General features: G+C 64.0%; 25 protein-coding genes. 17 read left to right on the top strand and 8 right to left on the bottom strand.

Annotated elements, in window-relative coordinates:
• Positions 1-17 precede the first annotated feature (17 nt).
• The 7 genes from NKI16_RS00125 (at position 18) to NKI16_RS00095 (ending at position 6621) form a co-directional block, all read left to right on the top strand.
• On the top strand, positions 18-698 hold the full coding sequence (locus NKI16_RS00125) for a hypothetical protein (RefSeq protein WP_352642806.1): 681 nt from the start codon (positions 18-20) through the stop codon (positions 696-698).
• 106 nt (positions 699-804) lie between these two features.
• Complete coding sequence (locus NKI16_RS00120; RefSeq protein WP_352621313.1) at positions 805-1407, top strand: CDP-alcohol phosphatidyltransferase family protein; 603 nt, start codon at positions 805-807, stop codon at positions 1405-1407.
• A gap of 26 nt (positions 1408-1433) precedes the next feature.
• A complete protein-coding gene (locus NKI16_RS00115) occupies positions 1434-3221 on the top strand; it encodes a bifunctional alpha/beta hydrolase/class I SAM-dependent methyltransferase (protein ID WP_352842602.1) in 1788 nt (595 codons plus the stop codon).
• A 2-nt stretch (positions 3222-3223) separates the two neighbouring features.
• Complete coding sequence (locus NKI16_RS00110) at positions 3224-4567, top strand: phosphatase PAP2/dual specificity phosphatase family protein (RefSeq protein WP_352621317.1); 1344 nt, start codon at positions 3224-3226, stop codon at positions 4565-4567.
• Positions 4564-4992 (top strand): hypothetical protein, encoded by a 429-nt coding sequence (locus NKI16_RS00105; RefSeq protein ID WP_352642804.1) that lies wholly within the window; start codon positions 4564-4566, stop codon positions 4990-4992. Before NKI16_RS00110 ends, NKI16_RS00105 begins: the two co-directional genes overlap by 4 nt.
• An 8-nt stretch (positions 4993-5000) precedes the next feature.
• A complete protein-coding gene (locus tag NKI16_RS00100) occupies positions 5001-5663 on the top strand; it encodes a lysophospholipid acyltransferase family protein (RefSeq protein WP_031211476.1) in 663 nt (220 codons plus the stop codon).
• Positions 5664-5685: 22 nt separating this feature from the next.
• A complete protein-coding gene (locus NKI16_RS00095) occupies positions 5686-6621 on the top strand; it encodes a phosphatidate cytidylyltransferase (protein WP_023675663.1) in 936 nt (311 codons plus the stop codon).
• 124 nt (positions 6622-6745) lie between these two features.
• Here NKI16_RS00095 and NKI16_RS00090 read toward each other — a convergent pair whose 3' ends face one another.
• The gene (locus NKI16_RS00090) at positions 6746-8770 is read right to left on the bottom strand and encodes an AI-2E family transporter (protein ID WP_352621321.1); all 2025 of its coding nucleotides are present in this window, start codon (positions 8768-8770) and stop codon (positions 6746-6748) included.
• Between the two features lie 234 nt (positions 8771-9004).
• On the opposite strand from NKI16_RS00090, the gene NKI16_RS00085 reads away from it, so the two are divergent.
• The 3 genes from NKI16_RS00085 (at position 9005) to NKI16_RS00075 (ending at position 12069) form a co-directional block, all read left to right on the top strand.
• A complete protein-coding gene (locus NKI16_RS00085) occupies positions 9005-9301 on the top strand; it encodes a hypothetical protein (protein WP_023675661.1) in 297 nt (98 codons plus the stop codon).
• Between the two features lie 383 nt (positions 9302-9684).
• Positions 9685-9906 (top strand): alkylphosphonate utilization protein, encoded by a 222-nt coding sequence (locus tag NKI16_RS00080; RefSeq protein WP_023675660.1) that lies wholly within the window; start codon positions 9685-9687, stop codon positions 9904-9906.
• A 192-nt stretch (positions 9907-10098) separates the two neighbouring features.
• The gene (locus tag NKI16_RS00075) at positions 10099-12069 is read left to right on the top strand and encodes an acyltransferase family protein (protein WP_352621323.1); all 1971 of its coding nucleotides are present in this window, start codon (positions 10099-10101) and stop codon (positions 12067-12069) included.
• Between the two features lie 222 nt (positions 12070-12291).
• On the opposite strand, the gene NKI16_RS00070 is transcribed toward NKI16_RS00075, so the two are convergent.
• Positions 12292-12570: a hypothetical protein gene (locus NKI16_RS00070; RefSeq protein ID WP_352453505.1), complete on the bottom strand. Its 279-nt coding sequence runs from the start codon at positions 12568-12570 to the stop codon at positions 12292-12294.
• Between the two features lie 274 nt (positions 12571-12844).
• Here NKI16_RS00070 and NKI16_RS00065 point away from each other — a divergent pair, with 274 nt between their 5' ends.
• Both NKI16_RS00065 and NKI16_RS00060 read left to right on the top strand, forming a co-directional pair.
• A complete protein-coding gene (locus NKI16_RS00065) occupies positions 12845-13108 on the top strand; it encodes a hypothetical protein (protein ID WP_245274650.1) in 264 nt (87 codons plus the stop codon).
• Positions 13109-13331: 223 nt separating this feature from the next.
• Positions 13332-13637, top strand: coding sequence for a hypothetical protein (locus NKI16_RS00060; protein WP_023675656.1), 306 nt, complete (start codon positions 13332-13334; stop codon positions 13635-13637).
• A gap of 44 nt (positions 13638-13681) precedes the next feature.
• Here the strand turns inward: NKI16_RS00060 and NKI16_RS00055 are convergent, their stop codons facing one another.
• The 3 genes from NKI16_RS00055 to NKI16_RS00045 all read right to left on the bottom strand — a co-directional run bounded on the left by NKI16_RS00055 (position 13682) and on the right by NKI16_RS00045 (position 15462).
• Complete coding sequence (locus tag NKI16_RS00055; RefSeq protein ID WP_352621325.1) at positions 13682-14287, bottom strand: DUF6456 domain-containing protein; 606 nt, start codon at positions 14285-14287, stop codon at positions 13682-13684.
• Positions 14288-14352: 65 nt separating this feature from the next.
• Positions 14353-14988, bottom strand: a complete 636-nt coding sequence (locus NKI16_RS00050; RefSeq protein ID WP_352922174.1) for a high mobility group family protein — start codon at positions 14986-14988, stop codon at positions 14353-14355.
• A 69-nt stretch (positions 14989-15057) separates the two neighbouring features.
• Complete coding sequence (locus NKI16_RS00045; RefSeq protein WP_352783729.1) at positions 15058-15462, bottom strand: hypothetical protein; 405 nt, start codon at positions 15460-15462, stop codon at positions 15058-15060.
• 76 nt (positions 15463-15538) lie between these two features.
• Between NKI16_RS00045 and NKI16_RS00040 the strand changes: the two genes are divergently transcribed.
• Positions 15539-16234 (top strand): XRE family transcriptional regulator, encoded by a 696-nt coding sequence (locus tag NKI16_RS00040; protein WP_352457320.1) that lies wholly within the window; start codon positions 15539-15541, stop codon positions 16232-16234.
• A gap of 219 nt (positions 16235-16453) precedes the next feature.
• Here the strand turns inward: NKI16_RS00040 and NKI16_RS00035 are convergent, their stop codons facing one another.
• The gene (locus tag NKI16_RS00035) at positions 16454-16759 is read right to left on the bottom strand and encodes a hypothetical protein (protein ID WP_352783728.1); all 306 of its coding nucleotides are present in this window, start codon (positions 16757-16759) and stop codon (positions 16454-16456) included.
• Positions 16760-17166: 407 nt separating this feature from the next.
• Between NKI16_RS00035 and NKI16_RS00030 the strand changes: the two genes are divergently transcribed.
• A complete protein-coding gene (locus NKI16_RS00030) occupies positions 17167-17298 on the top strand; it encodes a hypothetical protein (RefSeq protein ID WP_280952088.1) in 132 nt (43 codons plus the stop codon).
• Between the two features lie 27 nt (positions 17299-17325).
• On the opposite strand, the gene NKI16_RS00025 is transcribed toward NKI16_RS00030, so the two are convergent.
• Both NKI16_RS00025 and NKI16_RS00020 read right to left on the bottom strand, forming a co-directional pair.
• Positions 17326-17712 (bottom strand): hypothetical protein, encoded by a 387-nt coding sequence (locus NKI16_RS00025; RefSeq protein ID WP_051406100.1) that lies wholly within the window; start codon positions 17710-17712, stop codon positions 17326-17328.
• 43 nt (positions 17713-17755) lie between these two features.
• Positions 17756-18205 carry a hypothetical protein gene (locus NKI16_RS00020; protein WP_023675649.1) on the bottom strand — a complete coding sequence of 150 codons (450 nt, stop codon included), beginning with the start codon at positions 18203-18205 and terminating at the stop codon, positions 17756-17758.
• Between the two features lie 119 nt (positions 18206-18324).
• On the opposite strand from NKI16_RS00020, the gene NKI16_RS00015 reads away from it, so the two are divergent.
• From NKI16_RS00015 to NKI16_RS00005, 3 genes are all read left to right on the top strand, one after another.
• Positions 18325-18783, top strand: a complete 459-nt coding sequence (locus NKI16_RS00015; RefSeq protein WP_352569172.1) for a GNAT family N-acetyltransferase — start codon at positions 18325-18327, stop codon at positions 18781-18783.
• A 331-nt stretch (positions 18784-19114) separates the two neighbouring features.
• Positions 19115-20356 (top strand): DNA polymerase IV, encoded by a 1242-nt coding sequence (gene dinB / locus NKI16_RS00010; protein WP_023675647.1) that lies wholly within the window; start codon positions 19115-19117, stop codon positions 20354-20356.
• Positions 20357-20526: 170 nt separating this feature from the next.
• Complete coding sequence (locus NKI16_RS00005; RefSeq protein WP_352453494.1) at positions 20527-21171, top strand: hypothetical protein; 645 nt, start codon at positions 20527-20529, stop codon at positions 21169-21171.
• The last annotated feature ends 194 nt before the right edge of the window (positions 21172-21365 follow it).

Raw genomic sequence — 21365 nt, 5'->3', positions numbered from 1 at the left:
AGAAGGGGCAAATGTCGATGACCCGTTCTCCCGACGCTCCGGTTCCGCCAGATCAAGCGCAGCAGGCCCTGCAGTGCCTGACGACCGAGCATTTCGTGCTGCAAAATGCCCGCGCGGCGACCATTCAGGAAGTGAACCAGCGAGCCGATCTGTTCCTGACCTCGGTCTCGAGCGCAACGATTGCCTTGTCCTTCGTCGCGCAGGTCACGGAGATGGGCAGGCCGTTCGTGTTGTTCAGCCTGATCGTGCTGCCTTGCCTTTTCTTCATCGGATTGGTCACCTTCGTGCGCGCTGTGCAGGTTGCCATCGAGGACATGGTGCATGCCCGCGGCATGGCCAGGATCCGCCACTATTTCGTCGAACTGGCGCCCGTGCTGCAAAGATACCTCGTCAATTCCACGCATGACGACCCCTCGGCGGTGCTGGTCGACAAGGGCCTCAGGCCCTCGCCGCTGCAATATTTCATGACCACCGCGGGGATGGTGGGCACGATCAATGGCGCCATTGCCGGCGTCTTCACCGGCATCGTTGTAAAGTCTGCGTTTGGCGGGGGCATGACGCCCGGCGTGATTTGCGGGCTGCTGGTCTTCGCCGCATGCATTCTCATCCTGCGGCGTTACCATAGTCGGGCCTGGGCGGCGGCCGAACAAAGTTTGCCCGCCCTGTTCCCGGGCGACACGGTCAAAGCGAGGACATAGCCGTCCGGCAAGTTTGCGGAAAGTGATGGGCGCCGCCCTTGCGTCTTGCGCGCCAAGTGACCATCCTCGCCAACATCACTTTGCACCGCGGCCGGGGGGTTCGCACATGCCGACGCTTTATGCGCTGAAACCGGCCTTCCAGGCCAGGTTGCGGCCGCTTGCCGACGGACTGGCCAGAGCCGGCGTCACCGCCAACCAGATCACGTTGCTGGCCGCTGCCCTCTCGCTCGCCACCGGCCTTGTGGTGGCAGCCCTTGACGGCCACCGCGTGGTCTTTCTGCTGATGGCGCTCGTGCTGTTTACGCGAATGGCACTAAACGCCATCGACGGTATGCTCGCGAGGGAACATGGCCAGGCCTCGAAGCTCGGCATGTATCTCAACGAGCTCTGCGATGTTGTCTCCGATCTCGCTTTGATCCTGGCCTTTGCCGTCATTTTTCCTGTCTGGGGCGTCGTCGCATTTGCGATCGCGGCGGTGATTGCGGAATTCGCCGGCGTGCTCGGCATCGCGGCCGGAGCGGGGCGCAGCTATGCCGGCCCGTTCGGCAAAAGCGACCGGGCGCTGGCGCTTGGCATCCTCGCCGTGCTTATCGCGTCCGGCCTGTGGCTCCCGGCGCTCACGACGCTCGTGTTTCCGGCCATGGCTACACTCTCGCTGGCGACCGCCATCAACCGGATACACAGCGGCCTTAACGGGAGCGGCAGCTGAATTCCGGTCTCGCCAGGGAGAACAACATGCTTCACCAACAGACGGTTGCCGCAGTGGCTTCAGCCAATATCGAGCGGGTGGCGCAGGAGCGCAGCCTCAAGAGCCATGACGGCACCGAGGTCTTCTATCGCTATTGGCCGGCGCTGTCGGAAAACCGCAAGGGTGCCATCCTGCTGTTCCACCGCGGCCACGAGCATGGCGGCCGCATGGCGCATCTGGTCGACGAGCTCCAGATGCCCGACCACGCCTTCTATGCCTGGGATGCGCGCGGCAATGGCCGCTCCGCCGGCGAACGCGGCTATGCGCCGTCGTTTGCCGCGCTGGTGCGCGACATCGATTATTTTGTGCGCGAGATCGGCAGCGACGGCTTTGCCCGGCGCGACATCGCGCTGATCGCGCAATCCTTCGGCGCCGTGCTTGCCGCCGCCTGGGTGCACGATTACGCGCCCGACATTCGCGCCCTGGTGCTGGCCTCGCCGGCCTTCTCGGTCAAGCTCTACGTGCCCTTCGCCAAGCAAGGCATTGCGTTGTGGCAGAAGCTGAAGGGCCGCTTCTTCGTCAATTCCTACGTCAAGGCGAAATTCCTGACGCATGACCCCGAGCGCATCGCCTCCTTCGACGCCGACCCGCTGATCACCCGGCCGATCGCCTCCAACATCCTGGTCGAGCTCTACGACCATGCCGCGCGCATCGTCGCCGACGCCCGCGCCATCACCGTGCCGACACAGCTTCTGATCTCCGGCAGCGACTGGGTGGTGCGCCATGGACCGCAGCACGAGTTTTTCGTCAATCTGGCGAGCCCGGCCAAGGAGCGGCACGTGCTGCCCGGCTTCTTCCACGACACGCTGGGCGAGCGCGACCGCCACAAGGCACTCGACCTGATCAGGCCTTTCCTCGAAAGGCAGTTCACAGCGCCGGAAAAGCCGGTCGACCTGACCGGGGCCGACCGTGCCGGCTACACACGCGACGAGGCCGACCGACTGGCCTCGCCGCTGCCGCTGCTGTCGCCCAAAGGTCTCTACTGGGCAATGAGCCGCGCCTCGATCCGCATGGGCGCCTGGCTGTCGTCCGGCATGAAGACGGGGATCGCCACCGGCTTCGATTCCGGCTCGACGCTCGACTATGTCTACGAGAACGAGGCGCGCGGCATCAGCCCCATCGGCCGCATGATCGACCGCACCTTTCTCGATGCCATCGGCTGGCGCGGCATCCGCCAGCGCAAGCTGCATCTGCAAGAGCTGATCGGCAGCGCCGCCGCCTCGCTCAAGGCCGCCGGCCGGCCGGTCCATATCGTCGATATCGCCGCCGGCCATGGCCGCTATGTGCTCGATGCCGTGCAGAAAGGCGCCGCGCCGCCGGCAAGCGTGCGGCTGCAGGATTTCTCCGAGCTCAACGTCTCGCTCGGCCGCAAGCTGATCGCCGAGCGCAAGCTGCCGGCGACCGTCTCGTTCCATCGAGGTGACGCCTTCGACGCCACGATGCTGGCCGGGCTCGACCCGGCGCCGGATCTCGCCATCGTCTCGGGGCTCTACGAATTGTTTTCCGACAATGCCATGATCGCCCGCTCGCTCGGTGGACTGGCCAGCGCCATGCAGCCCGGAAGCCTGCTCGTCTACACCAACCAGCCTTGGCATCCGCAGCTCGAGATGATCGCGCGCAGCCTGACCTCGCATCGCGGCGGCCAGGCCTGGGTGATGCGCCGCCGCACGCAGACCGAGATGGACCAGTTGGTGGCGGCCGCCGGCTTCGAGAAGCTCGACCAGCGAATCGACCAGTGGGGCATCTTCACCGTTTCGGTCGCGCGGCGCGTCTGAGCATGGACTTGCCTGCCTCTGCCTTACCTCGCGATGCCCCTGCCCTTCCGGCCTTGCCGCGCGAGCCGTATCCCGGGATAGTCCTGCGCGCCGCATTGTGGCTGTCATTTCTGGCGCCGTTCTTCTACGCCACCTACGGCTTCGCCAACTGGCTGGCGTCGCGGCGCGACGACGTCGGCAGCATCGTCTTCGGCTGGGAGCATGGCATCCCGTTCCTTGCCTGGACGATCGTGCCCTACTGGTCGATCAACCTGTTCTATGGCTTGTCGTTGCTGTTGAACAATTCAAAGAGCGGCGTCGACCGCCTTGCCGGCCGCTATCTGACGGCGCAGATCGTCGCCGTCGCCTGCTTCATCCTGTTCCCGCTGACTGCGACGTTCGTGCGCCCGCAGACGAGCGGCCTGCCCGGCTTCATGTTCGCCGTGCTCGGCGGCTTCGACAAACCCTTCAACCAGGCGCCGTCGCTGCATATCGCGCTGCTGGTCATCATCTGGGACCATTGGCGTCACAGATTGACCGGCATCGCCGGCGTCGCCTGGCATGTCTGGTGTTTCCTGATCGGCGCCTCGGTGCTGACGACGTGGCAGCACCATTTCATCGACATTCCGACCGGCGCGCTGCTCGGCCTTTTCGCGCTGTGGCTGTTTCCGCGCGACGGCGCCTTGCCTTTCGCCGGCTTCCGCCTGACCGCGGACCCGAAAGCGCGGCTTCTGGCGCTGTTCTATGCGCTTGGCGCAGCCTTTGCGCTGGCCGGCGCTGCTGCCGGCGCATTGGTCTCGGCGCTGTGGCTCATCCTGTTGTGGCCGGCACTGGCGCTGGCCATAGTCGCTTTCGCCTATGCCGGCGCCGGCGCCAAGGTGTTCCAGAAAACAGCCGATGGCCGCGTGTCGCTGGCCAGCCGTCTTCTGCTGTGGCCCTACCGGGTTGCCGCCAAGGTCAATGTGTGGGCATGGACGCGAAAGCTTCCGGCGCAGATCGTCATTGCCGACGGTGTTTCCCTTGGCCGTTTTCCGACCGCCGCCGAGGCCGACGCCTTCGGCACGGTGATCGACCTTGCCGGCGAATTGGAAAGGCCGCGTGGCGCCTCGATCCACTGGTTGAGCCTGCCCATGATCGACCTTTTGCCGCCGTCTCGCGAGGCGCGTGCGCAAGCGGTGGCGGCGATCGAGACGGCGCGGGGCCAGGGCACGGTGCTGGTCTGCTGCGCGCTCGGCTTCCAGCGCAGCGCCGCCGTCGTAGCCGAATGGCTGGTCGCCAGCGGCCGGGCCGACACGCCGGATCAGGCGCGAGGCAAGCTCGCTGCCGCCGGCCGGCCTGTGCATCTTGGCGTGGACCACCCGGCATGACCGCCTATCGTGACAGGGCCGAAGCATTCGCTGCCGGGCTGATGGTGCAGGTGGCATGGCCGCTGCTGCTGGTTGCTGCTGCCTTGCTGGCGGCACCGGTCATCGGCCTGGCGGCAGTGCCGCAAACATCATCGCTGTCCGCGGTAGTCTGGCTGATCGCCGCCGCGAGTGCCATAGCCACAATCATTCTCTCGGCCCTGCTTTTGTTCGACGCGCTGCTGTTCCGGCTGATGGCCAGCCACGCCAGCGAAGCAGGCGGCGGTGCGGCGATCGACGACGTGCTGGCGCGCATGCGGCTGAAACCCACGGCGGCCGGTGGCCGCTCGCTCGACCAGCGGATGGCCGGCACGCGCCGTCTGCTCGCCAAGCAGCGTATCGCCTTCAGCCTGTTCGCGGCGGCCTCGGTCGTCGCGGCATTCTTTTGAGCCCGTCCATGACAAAGCTTCGCGTCAGCACCTATACCCTGCTGCAGACGGTGACCTCGGTCGGCCTGTCAGCACTGGCCTGGGTAGTCACCGGAGTGCGGCCGATCTGGAACGGCAGCCAGCCATCGGACCGGCAGCGCATCTACTTCGCCAACCATGCCAGCCACGGCGATTTCATCCTGCTGTCGGCCTGCCTCAGCGAGAAGGAGCGCGCCCGTACCCATGCGGTGGCGGCCGCCGATTATTGGAGCAAGACGCGGCTGCGCCGTTTCATTGCCGAGGACATGCTGTCTTCCGTGCTGATCCACCGGCAGTGGACGGATGAAACGCAGCACCCGATCTCGATCATGCTGTCGGTGCTCGACCAGGGCCATTCGCTGATCTTGTTTCCCGAAGGCACGCGCAACATGACCGACGAACCGCTCCTGCCGTTCCGTTCCGGCCTCTACAATCTGTCGATGGCGCGGCCCGATGTCGAACTCATCCCGTGCTGGATCGAGAACATGTCGCGGGTGCTGCCCAAGGGGCAATTCGTGCCGGTGCCGCTGCTTTGCCGTGTCGTCTTCGGCGCACCGATCGCCATTCAACCGGGTGAGGAACGCCGCGCCTTTCTCGACCGCGCCCGCGAAACGCTGCTGGCGCTGAACCCCCGGCCGCAGCGAGACGATTGAGGACCAAGGCAAAATGCTGCCGATGATGCACGAAACCCTCATTCTGATTGTCGGCCTGCTGGCGGTGCTGATCAGTGCCAGCGTCGTCGCCGGCGTCTTGTCATGGCGCGCGCCAAAGCCGTTGTCGCCGACGCTGGTCAACCTCACCCAGCGCATCAATGCCTGGTGGGTGATGGTGGTGGCGATCACCGTCGCCTTCTTCTTCGGCCGCCCCGGCATGACCATCCTGTTCGCGCTGATTTCCTTCGCCGCGTTGCGCGAATTCGTGACGCTGACGCACAGCCGCCGCAGCGACCACTGGGTGCTGCTCGGCATGTTCGGCATCGTCATCCCGTTCCAGTACTGGTTGGTGTGGACCGCCTGGTATGGCCTGTTCACCATCTTCATCCCGGTCTACTGCTTCCTGCTGATGCCGGCGATCACCGCGCTGCACGGCGACACCGAACGCTTTCTCGAGCGCGTCTCGGCGCAGCAATGGGCGGTGATGATTTCGGTCTACTGCGTCAGCCACGTGCCGGCGCTGCTGACGCTCGAGGTGCCAGGCTTCGAAGGCCGCAACCTGTTGCTGATTGCTTTCCTGATCATCACCGTGCAAGGCAGCGACGTGCTGCAATATATTTTCGGCAAGCTGTTCGGCCGGCATCTCCTGGCGCCGACGGTCTCGCCGTCGAAGACTTGGGAGGGGCTGGTCGGCGGGCTGGCGGCATCGAGCCTGCTCGGCGCGCTGCTGTCGTTCCTGACGCCGTTCTCGCCGCTGCAGGCAGCCGGCGTCGCCTTCATCGCCTGCCTGATGGGCTTCCTTGGCGGGCTGGTCGCCTCCGCCATCAAGCGCGATCAAGGCGTCAAGGACTGGGGCCATCTGATCGAAGGCCATGGCGGCATGATGGACCGTGCCGACAGCCTGGTCTTCGCCGCCCCGGTCTTCTTCCATACGGTGCGCTATTTCTGGACTGTATGAAGGTTGGCGCCGTTTGCCGCGGCGGACGGTTCAGCGCGACCTTGCGAAGATAACCTGATCCGTTTCGTTATTACCACTTTCGCGAAAGCGGTAATAACCCGACCTGCCGCAGTCTTCGCCGCGCTCATTTTGCCGCGGCGAGCGGCTCTTTCTTGCGCGCCGGCGTCAGGCGGCGCATGCGGCGTTTGGCGGTGGTCTTCAGCGCCACCGGCGGAGCGCTGGACAACGCACCGAGCACCGCGCCTACCATGCCATGTGCGACGAAATCGGCGTTGATCTCGTTGGCCAATCTGGCATCTGCCTCCTGGTTGTCGCTGTCGGCTTCCGACCACAACACGATGCCCACTCGCAACCTTGGTTTGGCGCGTTTCAGCCGACGGACCAGGAACCGCCCGTGCTTGACGGAATCCCGGTTCAAAAACCCGACGACGACAGTATAGACGGCGTCGAGCTCAAGGCGGCGAATGCTCCCCGGTTCGATCTCGGCGAAGCTCGCTCTCAACACCGTGGCGCCCTGGACTTCGAGCACCTGCGCCAGCATGGCGGCAGCCGCGTCGTCGAGTTCGCCGCGCCCTCCGGCGCACAGCACCGACATGCCCGTGCCATCCGGCAGTTCGGTGTACTCCTCGCCCTGAACCTGCCCCGGAACGTGCTTGTCCTCGCGTGAGCCGTTGTCCTCGGCCGCGGCCGTGTCGTCCGCTTCCGCCTCCTCCTGCGCGCTGTCGTCGAGGTTCGCCACCATCGTCAGCGCGCTGCCCGCGACCTGCTGTCTTTGCTCATCGCTCAACACACCACGCACCCGGTCCTGCTCGCCCAGCAGAAGTGCGGGAATCGCGACCTTGTCGTAGAACTCGACCAGATATTCTTCCTCCAGCATCTCCTCGGCATGGTCCGTCGCTTCCTCGGGATCGCCGGCCAACAGCCGCTGGTAAAGCCGGGCGTGCGGTTCGAGCACGGGTTCGTTGCCGAACAGAACGTCGAGGAATTCGAACTGCGGCACATGGCGGCCGAGCACGACGAGGCAGACCGTGAGCGGCGTCGACAGAACCAGGCCCAATGGCCCCCAAAGCCAGGTCCAGAAGATCGCCGCAACGATGATGGCCAATGGCGACAGCCCGGTGCGCGAGCCGTAGAGCCAAGGTTCGATCACGTTGCCGGTGATCAGTTCCACCACGACGAAAAGCCCTGCGGTCCATAGCACGAGCGACCAGCCGGGCGCCACGGCCAGCGCCAGGAACAGAGGCAACAACGTCGCGATGACCGGGCCGATATAGGGAACGAAGCGCAGCGCCAGCGCCAGCAAGCCCCACAGCAATGGATTGGGTATGCCCAGCAGCCAAAGTCCGATTGCAATTGGGACGGCATAGACGATGTTCACGACCAATTGCATGAGCAGATAGCGGCCGACGCGCTTGCCGGCATCCTGCAGCGCCTCGGTGGTTCGATGCAGATCGCCATAGCCGACGAGGCGTATGAAGCGATCGCGCAGGTCCTCCCGCTCGAGCAGCATGAATATGACGACCACGACGATCAGTCCGGCCGATGCCAGCGGGCTCAGCAGCGGGCCGATCAGATTCTGGAGAACCTCGAGCGGTCGTTCGCGCGCGACGATTTCGACCGGGATCGGTTCCCGCGGAGGCTGATCGGCGGCGGGTTGTGCGGGCTCGGGTCTGTCGAGCTCCTGGCCGACGCGTTCGATCACCCGGCTCAATCTGGAAACGATGCCGCCGCCGACGCCGGTTTCCTTGAGCGACCGGACCTTGGTCAGGATATTCGCCTGGTAAAGCGGAATGTTCTGCGCCAGTTCACTGACCTGCGTGGCGACGATGAAGGAGAACAGAGCCAGCACCGTGAATGCGCCGAGCACACTGGCGATCACGGCAGGAAGACGCGGAATGCCGGCTCGCTTGAGTGCCGACACCATGGGCACGAGCGCAAAGGTAAGCAGCAGCGCGATTGCGATCGGCAGAAAGACCTCGCGCCCGAAATAGAGCGCCGCGACGGCCGTCACGACCGACGCTACGCTGGGCAACGATGTGCGCGGAAGCGCCCTGGCCGCGGAAACAATACCCGCCCGCCGGGGCTCCGACAGGTGCGCGTCGTTTCGACGATTTGCCGCCACTTGATACCTCCGCCCCGCCGTCGCCATGATCGGGCATATTGAGCCGGCGTGCAACTTCGCAGCGTCTCACCCAGCTGGACGCCGATTGCCCTGGTCGGCAGCGCCGCAAATTCAGTCATGGGTAGAATTTTTTGCATTAATGACGTCACGGGCAATCCTGTTCCATGTCTGTGCCAGAACGTGGAACTTTTGGGTCAAAACACCGTTCCTTCGTAGATCGCTGATGGACAACCTCAAAGCAGCAGCTCAGGAGGAATGATCATGAACATCAAGACGCTTTGCATGGGCGCGATGGCGCTTTCGATGATGACCGGCGCAGCGCTTGCCGCCGGTGCCACTGGCACTTCGGCGCTCGACGATCCGCAGAAAATGAACCCCTTCTTCACCGACGCCGGCATGAAGACCATGAAGTCGGAAGCCGAATTCAAGGCGGCATGGATGGCCATGTCCACGAGCGACCGGGCCATGATGTTGAAGGAATGCAGCGACGCAGGCATTGCCACGATGCATGCCGACTTCTGCAAGATGGCCAACCAGCTCGGTGGCGCCAACAAGTGATCGTTGCCAATTGAAATAACGCACCAAGCGAAAGGGCGGGCAGGTCTGTCACTGTGCGACCTTCCTGTCCGCACGGGCGGGCGCTCATCTATTTGAACTCGTGCCGGAATATCCGCGTAAAAGGCCACGACTTCGATTGCCGTGGCGCCATTGGCATGGCTTGGCCTGAGCGCATGTCGCGAAGCGGCAATGCCACTACCGCCCAGGGGGTCCCAGTCTGCTCACAATCCGGGTTTTCCGGTCGGCCGTCCGCCTGGCATTAGCGGTCGGCACGCTTGGTTACCGGCACGCTGCCCCGGCACGCTTGACCTCGCCGCCAACCGTGGGATAGGCCGGGTAATGAGCCAACCACCTCCGCACCGGAGTCCCACGAAAGACCTGCCATGACCGACGCGATCATAAGAGACAGCAATGGCACGGCGCTGCACGAGGGCGACTCCGTGACCCTGATCAAGGATCTCAAGGTCAAAGGCACGTCGGAGACGATCAAGCGCGGCACGCTGGTGAAGAATATTCGCCTCACCGGCAATCCCGGCGAGATCGAATGCAGCACCAGGCAGGTGAAGGGCCTGGTGCTGAAGACCGAGTTTTTGAAAAAGGCGTGATCGCCTCGGCACCCTTCGCTTCGCTTCCATATCAGTCGCTCTCGAATCGCTCATGTGAGTGAATCGCCCACGCGAGGAACTGGAGGAGCCGCGCCCTCCCCCTATGTTGCACTGCGTTAGATTTGTTGCATTGCAATATCGTCGCATCGGGTCGAGCCTCTGCGAGGTGGGCATTCCTTGCATGAGGTGATTGTGTCGGCATCATTTCGGCCTGACATCGAAGGGCTGCGCGCGCTGGCGGTGGCGGGTGTCATCGCCTTCCATTTTGGTCTGTCCGGCCTGCCCGGCGGCTTTGCCGGCGTCGACATCTTCTTCGTCATCTCCGGCTATCTGATCACCCGTCACCTGGTTACCGAAATCACCGAGACCGGGCGGCTGAACCTCTGGCGCTTCTACGCCCGGCGCGCCCGGCGCCTGTTGCCGGCGGCACTGTTCGTCATCCTCGCCACGCTGTTCACGGGTTACTTCATCCTGTCGCCGGAGGAACAGGCGCTTTATTCGAAAGGCGCCATGTTCGCCTCCGCCTACATGATCAACCTTTGGCTGATCCGCTGGTCGTTCGACTATTTCGCCGCCGACGCCACCAACAACCCGTTCATCCACTTCTGGTCGCTCTCGGTCGAGGAACAGTTCTATTTGGCATGGCCGGCGCTGCTTCTTGCCGCCGCTTGGCTGCGTCCCGGCAAGCGCGCCGCTATAATCGTCATCGGCGTCGCCGGCGCGGCCTCCTTCGCCGCCTGCGCCTGGCTGACGGAAGTGTCGCAGCCCTGGGCCTTCTATTTCTCGCCGCTCAGGGCCTGGGAATTCGCCGCCGGCGGCCTCGCGACCATGGCGCCGGCAAAGATCTGGCGCGACCGGCCGCTGCTGGCCACGCTCCAGGCATGCCTCGGTCTGGCGCTGATCGCCTGGGCCTATCTGATGCTGGACGAAGACTCGCCGTTTCCCGGGGTGAATGCGCTGGCGCCTGTTGCCGGCACCGTGCTGCTGCTGCTCAGCGGCAGCGGCGGCCGCAATCTGCCGAGCGCCGTGCTGGCGCTGCCGCCCATGCAATGGTTGGGCCGGCTGTCCTATTCGCTCTATCTCTGGCACTGGCCGGTCATCGTCTATGCGGCGATGGTGGTTCCCAGCCTGTCCATCCTGGACCGCCTTGCCTGCGCGGCGCTGACGCTGCTTCTGTCGATGTTCACCTATCATTTCATCGAGAACCCGATCCGCCGCAACGGCTGGCTGATGGCCGGAGCAGCGCGGGCGCTGGTGCCCGCCGTCGCGCTGACCGGCGCCGGCGTGGTCGCGGCCTATGGCAATGCGCGCTTTGCCGAGCACAATCTCAGCCCCGAACAGCACGTCATCGCCGACAGCGCCGCGCAGCTCTCCACCGTGCGCGCGAGCAATGGCGGCTGCGTGCTCGATTTCGAGACCGTCAAGCCGAAGCCCTGCATGTTCGGCCGCAAGGATGCCCAGCGCTCGGTCGTGCTGTTCGGCGACTCGCATGCCGACCATTGGTCGACGCCGCTGATCAAGGCGGCCGAGAAGAACGACTTTCGCGTCGTCACCTTTCTCAAATCCTCCTGCCGGGCTTCGCGGGTGACGACCTGGAACTGGCGGCTGAAGCGCGACTACACCGAATGCGATCAATGGCGCGAGCAGTCGGTCAAGGACATCATCGCGCTCCACCCGCAACTGGTGGTGATCTCGGAGTTCTCGATCGGCAATGTGATGAAAGAATCGCCCGAGGAGTTGAAGCACGCCGATTGGCAAGCGCAGTGGCGGACGGGCCTCACCTGGACGCTTCAAGCCTTCAGCCAGGCCGGCATCAAGGTCGCGGTCATCAGGGACGTTCCCTACAATGCAAGCTACGCCGACAAATGCGTGGCGCGGGCGCTGTGGCGGGGCCAGACGCCCGCGACATGCGACACGCCGAGGATCATGGCGGCAAACGACGACATCGCCACCATCGAGCGCGATATCGTGCGCTCGACACCGAACGCTGCTTACATCGACATGACCGACCGCTTTTGCGACCAGACCACCTGCCATGTCTTCATCGACGGCAAACTAGCCTTCCGCGACCGCCACCACTTGGCGACGCCCTTCGCCGAAACGCTGGAACCGGCAGTGGAGCGGGCGCTGTTTTCGGATGTGATGGCGGCGGCCGTAAAGTAACGGTTCCGGATCTTGTCGGATCACGACCCAGCCCTCGGCAAGCAACCATGCGGGGGTCAGCTAAGGATAAGACCCGCCAGGAAAACCGTAAGGATAAGCGACAGCGGAACTGCAAGAAGGCAGCACAGCTCGAAAGCTCGCCAAGAAGTCATTGGGCGCTTTTCCATGTTGGCCTCCTCCCTCAACGGCCAGACCGAGACGGCAGTTCCGCTTAGATAGTGCTCACCCCCACCACTCATCATGCAATTGGCGCAACTCGTTCCGCTTCCTGGTCATCCATCGTGCACGCGCCAGATGTGTCGCCCACGCCCGGAAAGCCCTCTCCGGCTCCTGCTCCGGATCAATGTGCAGAACGATGCGGGCGACCTCACGCCAATCGGTCCCTTCAGCCGACGCGTCGAGCAGCCGGATATAAGTAAGCATGCGATCTTCGTCATAACCGGTCGGCACTGAAGACGTCGGCGCTGCGTTCGCGATATGAGAGTTTGGCGGCTTTGGCATTGCGACCTACCAGCAATGGCGCACCGTAGCAGCCTATAAAGAAGCCCGCGCCCTTTGATCGGAGGATGCGCCGATCGAGATTCGCCTCGACGGTCGGCAAATGGCGGCCTCAGGCGGAGTTCACCGCCCAGCTGGGCTCACGCCTCACCACGTCGTGATCGGGTCGAGGCAATCTATCTATTTTAGTGGAACCTAATTTAGTCGACGCAATTATGCGTGCGTGAGAAAGCGTGAAATCCAGACCGTCACTGAAAGCCGGCTATCGCGAGATCAGTTGGCCGATGATCCAGTGATTGCAGTCGATTTGACGGAACGGATATTACAGGCGGCCGACAACGACAGGATTGTCTGCCTCGTTGTGGCAACGGAGCAACTGGAAACCGACCGCATCGAGAAAGCGGAGCCTAAGGAGACCAGGATTGCCACAAGCTTCGTCCGGGACTTTGAGGTAATGCTGCTTGTTCTTTATGCGGCCTACGCCCTCGCTGTGCTGGGTGCGACCGCGTTCGTTTTGCTGGAATTGGGCCATGTTCTGTAGGCAGACGTCGGCAAAAGACGGGACTGACGCGCGATTGCCGCTGTTTGATGAGAGGAGCGGCCACGCTGCGTCGACGATCCGACCCCGGCGCAGCCAGCGGCGTTTTCGCGCCAGCAGGCGCTAAACTTCGGGCCCGTCCGTTCCTTACATCTTGCCAATCTATGGAACGAGGCTGCCCCTCGGGGGTTTTTCTATTAGAGGGACGTTAAAGAAGGAGGTAGCTATGAAGAAGCTCCTGCTTGCCTCGGTGATCGCCATCGCCTCGGCGGCTTCCGTGATCGGCCCGGCGAATGCCGGCGGCAGCGTCACGATCGGCATCGGCAACGGCTATGACGACGACTATTATTATCGCCACCATCGATATTCCGATTACGACGATGAGTACGTCCCCCGTTACCGCTATGATGTCTACGACGAGGACTACAGGCCGCGCTACCGGTACCACCACCGGCGCTGCCACACCGAAGTCATCAAGCACTGGCGTCATCACCACCGGATTATCGAAAGAATCCGTGTCTGCCGTCGTTGACGGATCGATCCGGCCGGTATTGCCGGCCGGATCGGCGGGGCTTCTCACCTCGGCTTGCGCATCAGCATCATGCGGTAATGCACGGCCAATATGTCGAGCCCGATCTTGAGTAGTTTCACCACCACGTCGCGCGGCTCGCCGGCCTGTTCGGCCAGGCTCTTGACCGTTGCGTCGGCACAGCAGACCTTTTGCACGATGCCGGCGATCTCCCAATGGACAAGCGCCCTGGTTGCCTCGGCATGGTCGCGGCCGGCGGACAGGATGTGTTCGGCGACGCCGCTGCCGGTACGGCCGCCGTCGACGCGCTCGGCCCAAGCCATCGGCTTGGCGGTTGCCTCGGACGAGTTGCGGAAATCCTGGCGGTAGCGCATGCCCGCCTCGCGCTGCTGGCGCGACAGCGAGGTGAGGCCGCTCAGCGGGTCGACGTTGCGCACCCGCACGATGCCGCCGGTCGCTGTGTGGCCGTCATTGGAGACCTCATAGAGGCGCGCTCCCTCCTGCGTCCCCTTCGCCAGCCGCTTGCGGCCGAACCGGTCGTCCTTCAGTGCGAAATCATGGCCGATCTCCTTGCGGATGCGCACCTGCTCGGCCTCGCCTTTCGGCAATCGCGGTGGCCTGGCTGTGGCCTTTTGGGCGGTTTTGGTGCTCATCGGCTCGGTCCTCCTAGGTTTTGGTCGTCGGGCTCTGGCGAACTTCCAGCCTCATTGCAGCGGGCTCAAATCGCTTCGGCCGGCAGCGTGCGCAGGAAGCGCGCAGCGTGATAGGCGCAGTAGCTTTTCGATGGGTTCGTGCGCATTCCGCAGCACAGCATGTCCAAACCTGGCCGGCTGCCGGGGGCGTCGTTTTCCGCATCCTCCTGCAGCGTCGTGTCGAGCGGCGCGCGGCAGCGCTCGAACAGGCAATCGATGAAGCGCATGGCGGCGAAATGCGGCTGGCGACCGCCGGCGGCGATCGGGCGCGGCGCCGGCATTTCGAGCGGCGCGCCATCGGTCCCGGTGATCCGAGCCGGACCCGGCTGCCATGCCGGCGGCGCCAGCCTGGCCGACAGCCTTGCCGGGCGGCAGCGTGGCTCGGCCTTCGGAGCCGACTCCGCTTGATCAGCAGTGCTTGATGGCTCAGGCGCCGAATTTCCGAGCCGGCCGCCAGAGCGTCGGCCACACCAGCCCTTGGATCTGGCAAGGCCGATGGTGCGCAAACGGGCGGTGCGGTGGACGATGCCGATGATAGCTGCACGCGAGGCCGGGCCGCCGCGCAGCGCGGTCAACCGGGTGGCGATCTTCGCGGCCGACAGTCCGCTCATCAGCCAGTTCTCGATTTGTTCCAGTTCCGAGGCGGAATAGCGGGCGGCCATGATGTTTCATTCCCTGCAAAAACGGTTGTGTGCGGCGCCGGCTTCGCCGGCCTCAGGCTCGAAAGCCGGTCAGCCTTCGCGTGGTCTGCTGCGATCGAGCTTCATCTCGGCCGCCTGCCTTGTTGCGCCGGACACTGCCTTGCCCGTCCGCTCGTCGAAGGCGATGACCGTGCCGTCTTCGGTGCGGGTGCAGGAAACCGCGGCATCCGCATTGCCGGCCGGCAGGTAATTCGTGGCCGGAGCCGTGAGGGGAACGGCTCCGGCCGTTCCGGCCGCTTGCGCTGCCGGATCCGAGGCGCGAGCCTCGGGCATCGTCCCGGCCGGGGAGGAGGACAGCCGCGACGAAGGGGACAGGGTTGGCACATGCATGGCCTTGGCGACCGGTTGTGGTACCGCCTCCAGGCGAGCGCTGCCGGCGCGCTGAAGGGCGGATTCGAGGACCGAAAGCTGGTGAAGCGACTTGTGCATGACCATATAAGAGCATAACTCAATCAATTATGCAAGCGATTCTTGCATAGACGAAACCGATTCTTATGCCTCAGATGGAGCCATGGCGAAAACTGCACTGTCGATCAAGGTCGGAGCGGCGATCCGCCGGGCGCGCAAGCAGCGCGGCCTGGTGATGCGCCACATTGCCGAGCACAACGACACCGACGTCGCTGCCGTCGGCAATTGGGAAACCGGGCGCAACCTGCCCAAGACCGAGAACCTTTTGAAGACCGCCGCGTTCCTGCGCGTCGACCCGGTGGCACTCGGCAAGGGCGAGGTCGTTTTCCTCGAAGATGCCGGACCGGTCGCCGATGCCGAGATCGTCACCGATCCCGGCCCCCTGCCCGCCGGGCCGATGGACATCCAGCTTCTCGGCACCGCCGTCGGCGGCGACGATGGCGACTTCACCTTCAACGGCCAGCCGGCCGGCTATGTCCAGCGGCCGCCGGGGATCCGGCATCTGCGCAACGTGTTTGCGCTGCACGTGCTGAGCGATTCGATGGTGCCGCGCTACGAGCCCGGCGAGATGATCTATTGCGGCGGCCGCGAAGCGTTGCCCGGCGACCATGTGGTGATCGAGACCCTGCCCGAGGAGAACGAGCAAAACGGCAAGGCCTTCATCAAGAAGCTGGTCAAGCGCACCGCCGCCGAGCTGATCGTCGAGCAGTACAACCCGCCCAAGACGCTGTCCTTCAACCGCTACGCCATCAAGAACGTCTTCCGCGTCATCCCGCTCAAGGAATTGCTGGGGTATTGAGGGCTTGTTGCCTTCTCCCCTTGTGGGAGAAGGTGGATCGGCGCACAGCGCCGAGCCGGATGAGGGGTGCTGGAAGGAACGCGGCGGAGGAAATGTAGAAGCGATTTTTAAGCACTTACGCCATCAAGGTAGCGATCCGTCCAACACCCCTCATCCGACCGAGCTTCGCTCGGCCACCTTCTCCCACAAGGGGAGAAGGAAGAACACCGTCCCGCCCCCTCAAGCCCGCCTCGGCTGCAGCTCTCGACCGTTGAGCAGGCGCGCCTCGGCGCGGGTCCGTTGCCGGTCGTCGATGAAGGCGGCCTGGATCGAGACGGCGGCGCCCGGCAGGCCGTCGGCCCGGCAGGCCTTGCAGATCAGGCGCCCCGAAAGTGCGGCCAGCGGCGTCTCCGGCATCACCCCATGCAGCTTGAGCTCGGCCGGCTTCCACCACCTGTTACGGCCGCAGTCGATGCATTCGACGGCAATCGAGACAACATCGGCGATCGTCGCTTCCTTGCCTGCCAATGCCATGATCATCCCCATCGTTGTTCCTGCTTTGTTCGCAACATTATCGGTTTTTGGAGCGGAGTCGAGTCGGTTCCGCTTACATCAATGTGAAAGTTTCACTTGTTCGATTATTTGAGTTATGCTTATACGTGGTGCGGACTGGAATCGGCGCGAGCAACGGAACCGCAGCCGGCCGGCAGCAAGGGAATGACGATGGACCCAGCCCAGTTCGCCCATGCTTGCGGCTATAGCGGCGACAGCCCGGCCATGCTTGCCGCTTTCGCGGCCATCCGCCAGGACGGCATCCGCAAGGCACGCCAGGGTCATCGCCAGCGCAAGGCGGCGATCGACCAGATGAAGCCGAGCCGCGCTCTGTCCTGGCGGCGATCCGCCCGGCGCAGTCAGCCGAGGAGGCACTCGAGGATGCCGCCCGCTTCCTGTCGATGTTCCGCAACATGCCGCGCTGGCGACAGGAAAGGCGCGCCGCCGACCTCACCCGCGCCAGGCAGCAACGCCTCTTCGCCCGCTTCTTCCGCCGCTACGGCCACCGCCTCTGGGCGCTCGAGGCGGCGTAAGCCCGAGCGGAGCGGCCAGCCAGCCGATCAAAGCTGCTGGCTGCGAGCGAAAATGCGGCCGTAGCTGGCATCGTCGATCTCTGCGAAGTGATGGGAGCGCAGGAAACGCTGCAGCCGGGGATTCGGTGTGGCGCAGGTGGCGGCATGGACATTCCAACGGATCAGCTTGAATTGCCGATCGATGGCATAGGCCCGGACAAGCCTCCACAAGACGAGCAGGACGCCTTCGCCACCGCCGTCGATATGGGCAAAATTGACCAGAAGCGTGCCGCCATTGCGATTGAATTCGGCCAGGACGGTGGCGCTGCCCATGGCGAAGGAGATCGGCCGGCCGAAGGCCAGCAACGCATCCTGGTCCGCGCGCGACAGCGCCCTCAACGTCTCCAGGGAGACACCCTCGATTTCGATCCGCATTGAAGGGTTGACCCTCGCTAAGTTGCTCGCCTCGCCCATTGCCCTAGTCTGCTTGCCAGAAAGACAGCTGATAATCCTCCAGGTCTCTGGAGTCTGAAGCGAAAAACTCGACGACAAACCTTCGGTTCGCAAACTGCCATTGCAGTTTTGCCTCATAAATCTCCTTGAGAACCGAGCCGAGAAACACGAGTTTGTCGCGAGAGATGTCGGCGGCGCCCAAGGCGTGAATGTCGGCAATGTGCAGGTGGTTCATAACCGCTTCCACGGACTGTCGTGTGGCGTTGGGGTCTCGTTCAAAGCTTCGCAGGCCTTCCTCGCTAAACCCTTCCATCAAAACGTAGCGTTCGAACGTCACGAATTTCGGCCAGAAAATGGTGCTGTATCCCACAGCAAGCGCAAATCGGCCCTCGCACCCGACCCAGCTTTGTAGATCGATGCCGGACCCATTGTTCCAGGCTGCCAATTCAGCCTTCATGCTGGCTGGAACATCCATATCGTAGCCTCCCGATCTCGCCTGTCATAGGTCTTTCAACGGCTGCTTTCCAGTAGACCGGCAAAGTTGCATCCCTTCACGCTTGTCGTCCCCAAATCCGCGCCGTATGTCTCCACGCGATGAGCGAGATCGAATTCCGTCGCGCGCAGGCGCCCGACCTGCCGGCGATCGTTGCAATGCTTGCCGACGATGTGCTCGGCGCAGACCGGGAAGACCCGTCCACGCCGCTTGCGCCGTCCTATCTCGATGCCTTCAGCGCAATCGATACCGATCCCAACCAGTTGCTGGCCGTCGCCGTCAACGCCGGGCAAGTGGTCGGAACGCTGCAGCTCAGCTTCCTTCCAGGCATTTCGAGAAAAGGCGCCTGGCGCGGCCAGATCGAAGGCGTTCGCGTCGCCCGGCAATGGCGCTCGCGCGGCCTCGGCAAGCTGATGATCGAATGGGCGATTGAAACATGCCGTTCGCGCAATTGCAGCTTCGTCCAGCTCACCACGGACAAAGGTCGACGGGAGGCGCACGCTTTTTACGAGCGCCTCGGCTTCACCGCCAGTCATCTCGGCTACAAGATGGCGCTGTAGCGCTCGGCTGATTGCCGAAGTCGGCGCTGCCCCTCATCCGCCTGCCGGCACCTTCTCCCCGTATAGCGACGGGGAGAAGGGGCTGTCCGCAAACTCGGCACTTTCCTGCAACGTTAGTGATTGGCGAAGCCATCGACGAAAGCGTCCTTCTCCCCGTCACTATACGGGGAGAAGTGCCCGGCAGGGCGATGAGGGGCGGCGCCAACCTGAAGCGATTGCCCCTTCACCTGTCGTCCGCGCTGCTTGACAATTCACCCACAATGTTCTCTTTATGTTCTCATCACAACTCGAGACAATGCGGCGTTCGAACCGCCGCGGGCGAACGGGCCGGATGGAAGCCAACATCCTCCACGCGGATCTGGATGCCTTCTATGCCTCGGTCGAACAATTGCTCGACCCGGCCTTGCGCGGCAAGCCGATTGCCGTCGGCGGCGGGGTAGTGCTTGCCGCATCCTATGAAGCCAAGGCGTTCGGCGTGCGCGGCGGTATGCCGGGACGGCGGGCGCGGGAACTCTGCCCGCAACTCATCTTCGTCGGCGGCCATTTCAAGGACTATCAGCGGCTGGGCGATGCGGCAATCAAGGTGCTCGGCGATTTCACGCCGGTGGTCGAGCGGATTTCGATCGACGAGGCCTTTGCCGACGTCGCCGGCTGCACCCATTTGTTCGGCTCGCCGGCCGAGATCGCCGGCAAGATCCGCCGCCGCGTGCGGGCCGAGCTCGGCCTGCCGATCTCGGTCGGCGTAGCCCGCACCAAGCATCTGGCCAAGATCGCCTCACAGGTCGCAAAACCGGACGGGCTGGTGGTGGTCGATCCGCGCCACGAGCTGGAGTTCCTGCACCACCTGCCGGTCGAGTTGATGTGGGGCGTCGGCCCGGTCACCAGGCAGCGGCTGGCCGGCATCGGCGTCAACACCATCGGCGAGCTGGCGAAGACCAATGGTGGGGCGCTTGAGCGCCTGCTCGGGCCGGCGGCGGGAGAGAAACTCAACGCGCTGGCGTGGAACCGCGATCCGCGCAAGCTCGAGACGCAGCGCCGGGCGCGCTCGGCCGGCGCGCAATCGGCGCTCGGCCGGAAACCCGCCGAGGAGCAGGTCTTCGTGCCCGCTTTGCTGCATCTGGCCGACAGGGTCGCCACAAGGCTGCGGGCGAAATCCCGGCCCGGCCGCACGGTGACGGTTCGCGTCCGCTTTGCCGATTTGCGCTCGGTGACCCGCTCGATCACGCTCGATCAGCCGATTTCGGCAACCGCCATGCTGGCCGAGATCGCCGAGGCGCTGGTGCGCAAGGTGCTCATCGACCATCCGCACGAAAAGACAATCTCGCTGCTGGCGATCGCCGTATCGCATCTGGAGCAGCATGCCGGCCTGCAACTGGAACTGCCGCTCGGGCTCGACGACTACCGCCGCCGCCCCGGCACCAGCAAGGGCGCGGCGCGCTGGACCGCGGATCGCGCCGTCGACAAGATCCGCGACCGCTTCGGCTGGGAGGCGGTCGGCTACGCCTCGGTCGCGCTCGGGCTACAGCGGTCGGTTCCCGACGCATTTCGGGAGCTGGCCGAGAAGGAATTGTGAGCCTCGATTACACTTTGGTTGCCAAGTCGCCGGAATGACGTTGAAGGCTGCGGACTTGTGAATTTATCTTCGGTCCAGTTGGTCGTGCACCGGTTTGGGCATCAGCCAGACAGGGTAGCACCCGCCCGCAAATCCTTCCGCACCTTCATTTCGAACGACAGGAGATCGGCATGGGACAGAACGCCGGATATTTCGCACTCATCGTTGCCGGACTGGTGACCAATGCAACGACGCTGGCCAAGCCGCTCAACCCGGACCGGGCGATTCCATCCCTGGGCGATATCAACTCGCCGCTGGCCAGCCCGCTATTCAAGCAGGTCAAAGCTGGGCCGCTGGAGATAAAGCTTGAGGAAACCACGCTTGCCGATGTCGAAAAAGCCTTCGGCGGAGCGATGCACGATGAAGGTGACGCCGGAGATTCACGCCACTGGCTTTGCTATGCCGGCCCCGACGCCGGCGGATCGCCGTCGATCTTCTGGTTCGTATCCGGCGAGATGGGCGGCTCCGACCACGGTGTCCTGTCCGTCGCCCTGCAGCCGAACCCGGAAGGCAAGGTGCCGGAAGGATGCGCCGGCGCGCCTGCCAGCCTGACAGCTATTGAACTCGATACGCCCGGCGTCGGAGCGCCGCTGAGCGACGTGGCCGCGAAATTTGGCGCCGCCAAGCCCGATCGTTACGGCCATTTCGGCTTCGCCGCCTCTTATCCTGCTTCGTCTCCCGACCAGAAGGACGCCACGGTCACGCAGACGCTCACCTACACAGCCGGGAACGGCAGGATAACCGGCGTGGCGGTGACGCAAGTCACCACCAATTAGGGTGTCCCCGCTCGGTTGGCGAGATAGTGTGCTGAAGGTTCTGCAAAAAGTTTTGGAGAGAGAACGGCGCCTGCTCTGAGGGGCGAGCGGCCATGGCACGGTGGTGACGTTGCGATCACCGATTCCCGTGGAAGGGGAAGTGCCATGACCAATCGAGACGTTAGACTGAGCAGAGGCGAGTTGAAAGCGTTGCT

Source organism: Mesorhizobium sp. M0698, assembly GCF_040320455.1.
In the GTDB taxonomy this organism is placed as follows: Bacteria; Pseudomonadota; Alphaproteobacteria; order Rhizobiales; family Rhizobiaceae; genus Mesorhizobium.
The sequence above is the reverse complement of the archived record's forward strand: the minus strand, read 5'-3'. Positions and strand labels throughout refer to the sequence as shown.

Coding starts and splice junctions, on each gene's coding strand:
- NKI16_RS00125 (WP_352642806.1), top strand. CDS start 18: ATGACCCGTTCTCCCGACGCTCCGGTTCCGCCAGATCAAGCGCAGCAG.
- NKI16_RS00120 (WP_352621313.1), top strand. CDS start 805: ATGCCGACGCTTTATGCGCTGAAACCGGCCTTCCAGGCCAGGTTGCGG.
- NKI16_RS00115 (WP_352842602.1), top strand. CDS start 1,434: ATGCTTCACCAACAGACGGTTGCCGCAGTGGCTTCAGCCAATATCGAG.
- NKI16_RS00110 (WP_352621317.1), top strand. CDS start 3,224: ATGGACTTGCCTGCCTCTGCCTTACCTCGCGATGCCCCTGCCCTTCCG.
- NKI16_RS00105 (WP_352642804.1), top strand. CDS start 4,564: ATGACCGCCTATCGTGACAGGGCCGAAGCATTCGCTGCCGGGCTGATG.
- NKI16_RS00100 (WP_031211476.1), top strand. CDS start 5,001: ATGACAAAGCTTCGCGTCAGCACCTATACCCTGCTGCAGACGGTGACC.
- NKI16_RS00095 (WP_023675663.1), top strand. CDS start 5,686: ATGATGCACGAAACCCTCATTCTGATTGTCGGCCTGCTGGCGGTGCTG.
- NKI16_RS00090 (WP_352621321.1), bottom strand. CDS start 8,770: ATGGCGACGGCGGGGCGGAGGTATCAAGTGGCGGCAAATCGTCGAAAC.
- NKI16_RS00085 (WP_023675661.1), top strand. CDS start 9,005: ATGAACATCAAGACGCTTTGCATGGGCGCGATGGCGCTTTCGATGATG.
- NKI16_RS00080 (WP_023675660.1), top strand. CDS start 9,685: ATGACCGACGCGATCATAAGAGACAGCAATGGCACGGCGCTGCACGAG.
- NKI16_RS00070 (WP_352453505.1), bottom strand. CDS start 12,570: ATGCCAAAGCCGCCAAACTCTCATATCGCGAACGCAGCGCCGACGTCT.
- NKI16_RS00060 (WP_023675656.1), top strand. CDS start 13,332: ATGAAGAAGCTCCTGCTTGCCTCGGTGATCGCCATCGCCTCGGCGGCT.
- NKI16_RS00055 (WP_352621325.1), bottom strand. CDS start 14,287: ATGAGCACCAAAACCGCCCAAAAGGCCACAGCCAGGCCACCGCGATTG.
- NKI16_RS00050 (WP_352922174.1), bottom strand. CDS start 14,988: ATGGCCGCCCGCTATTCCGCCTCGGAACTGGAACAAATCGAGAACTGG.
- NKI16_RS00045 (WP_352783729.1), bottom strand. CDS start 15,462: ATGGTCATGCACAAGTCGCTTCACCAGCTTTCGGTCCTCGAATCCGCC.
- NKI16_RS00040 (WP_352457320.1), top strand. CDS start 15,539: ATGGCGAAAACTGCACTGTCGATCAAGGTCGGAGCGGCGATCCGCCGG.
- NKI16_RS00035 (WP_352783728.1), bottom strand. CDS start 16,759: ATGGGGATGATCATGGCATTGGCAGGCAAGGAAGCGACGATCGCCGAT.
- NKI16_RS00030 (WP_280952088.1), top strand. CDS start 17,167: ATGTTCCGCAACATGCCGCGCTGGCGACAGGAAAGGCGCGCCGCCGAC.
- NKI16_RS00025 (WP_051406100.1), bottom strand. CDS start 17,712: ATGCGGATCGAAATCGAGGGTGTCTCCCTGGAGACGTTGAGGGCGCTG.
- NKI16_RS00020 (WP_023675649.1), bottom strand. CDS start 18,205: ATGGATGTTCCAGCCAGCATGAAGGCTGAATTGGCAGCCTGGAACAAT.
- NKI16_RS00015 (WP_352569172.1), top strand. CDS start 18,325: ATGAGCGAGATCGAATTCCGTCGCGCGCAGGCGCCCGACCTGCCGGCG.
- dinB (WP_023675647.1), top strand. CDS start 19,115: ATGGAAGCCAACATCCTCCACGCGGATCTGGATGCCTTCTATGCCTCG.
- NKI16_RS00005 (WP_352453494.1), top strand. CDS start 20,527: ATGGGACAGAACGCCGGATATTTCGCACTCATCGTTGCCGGACTGGTG.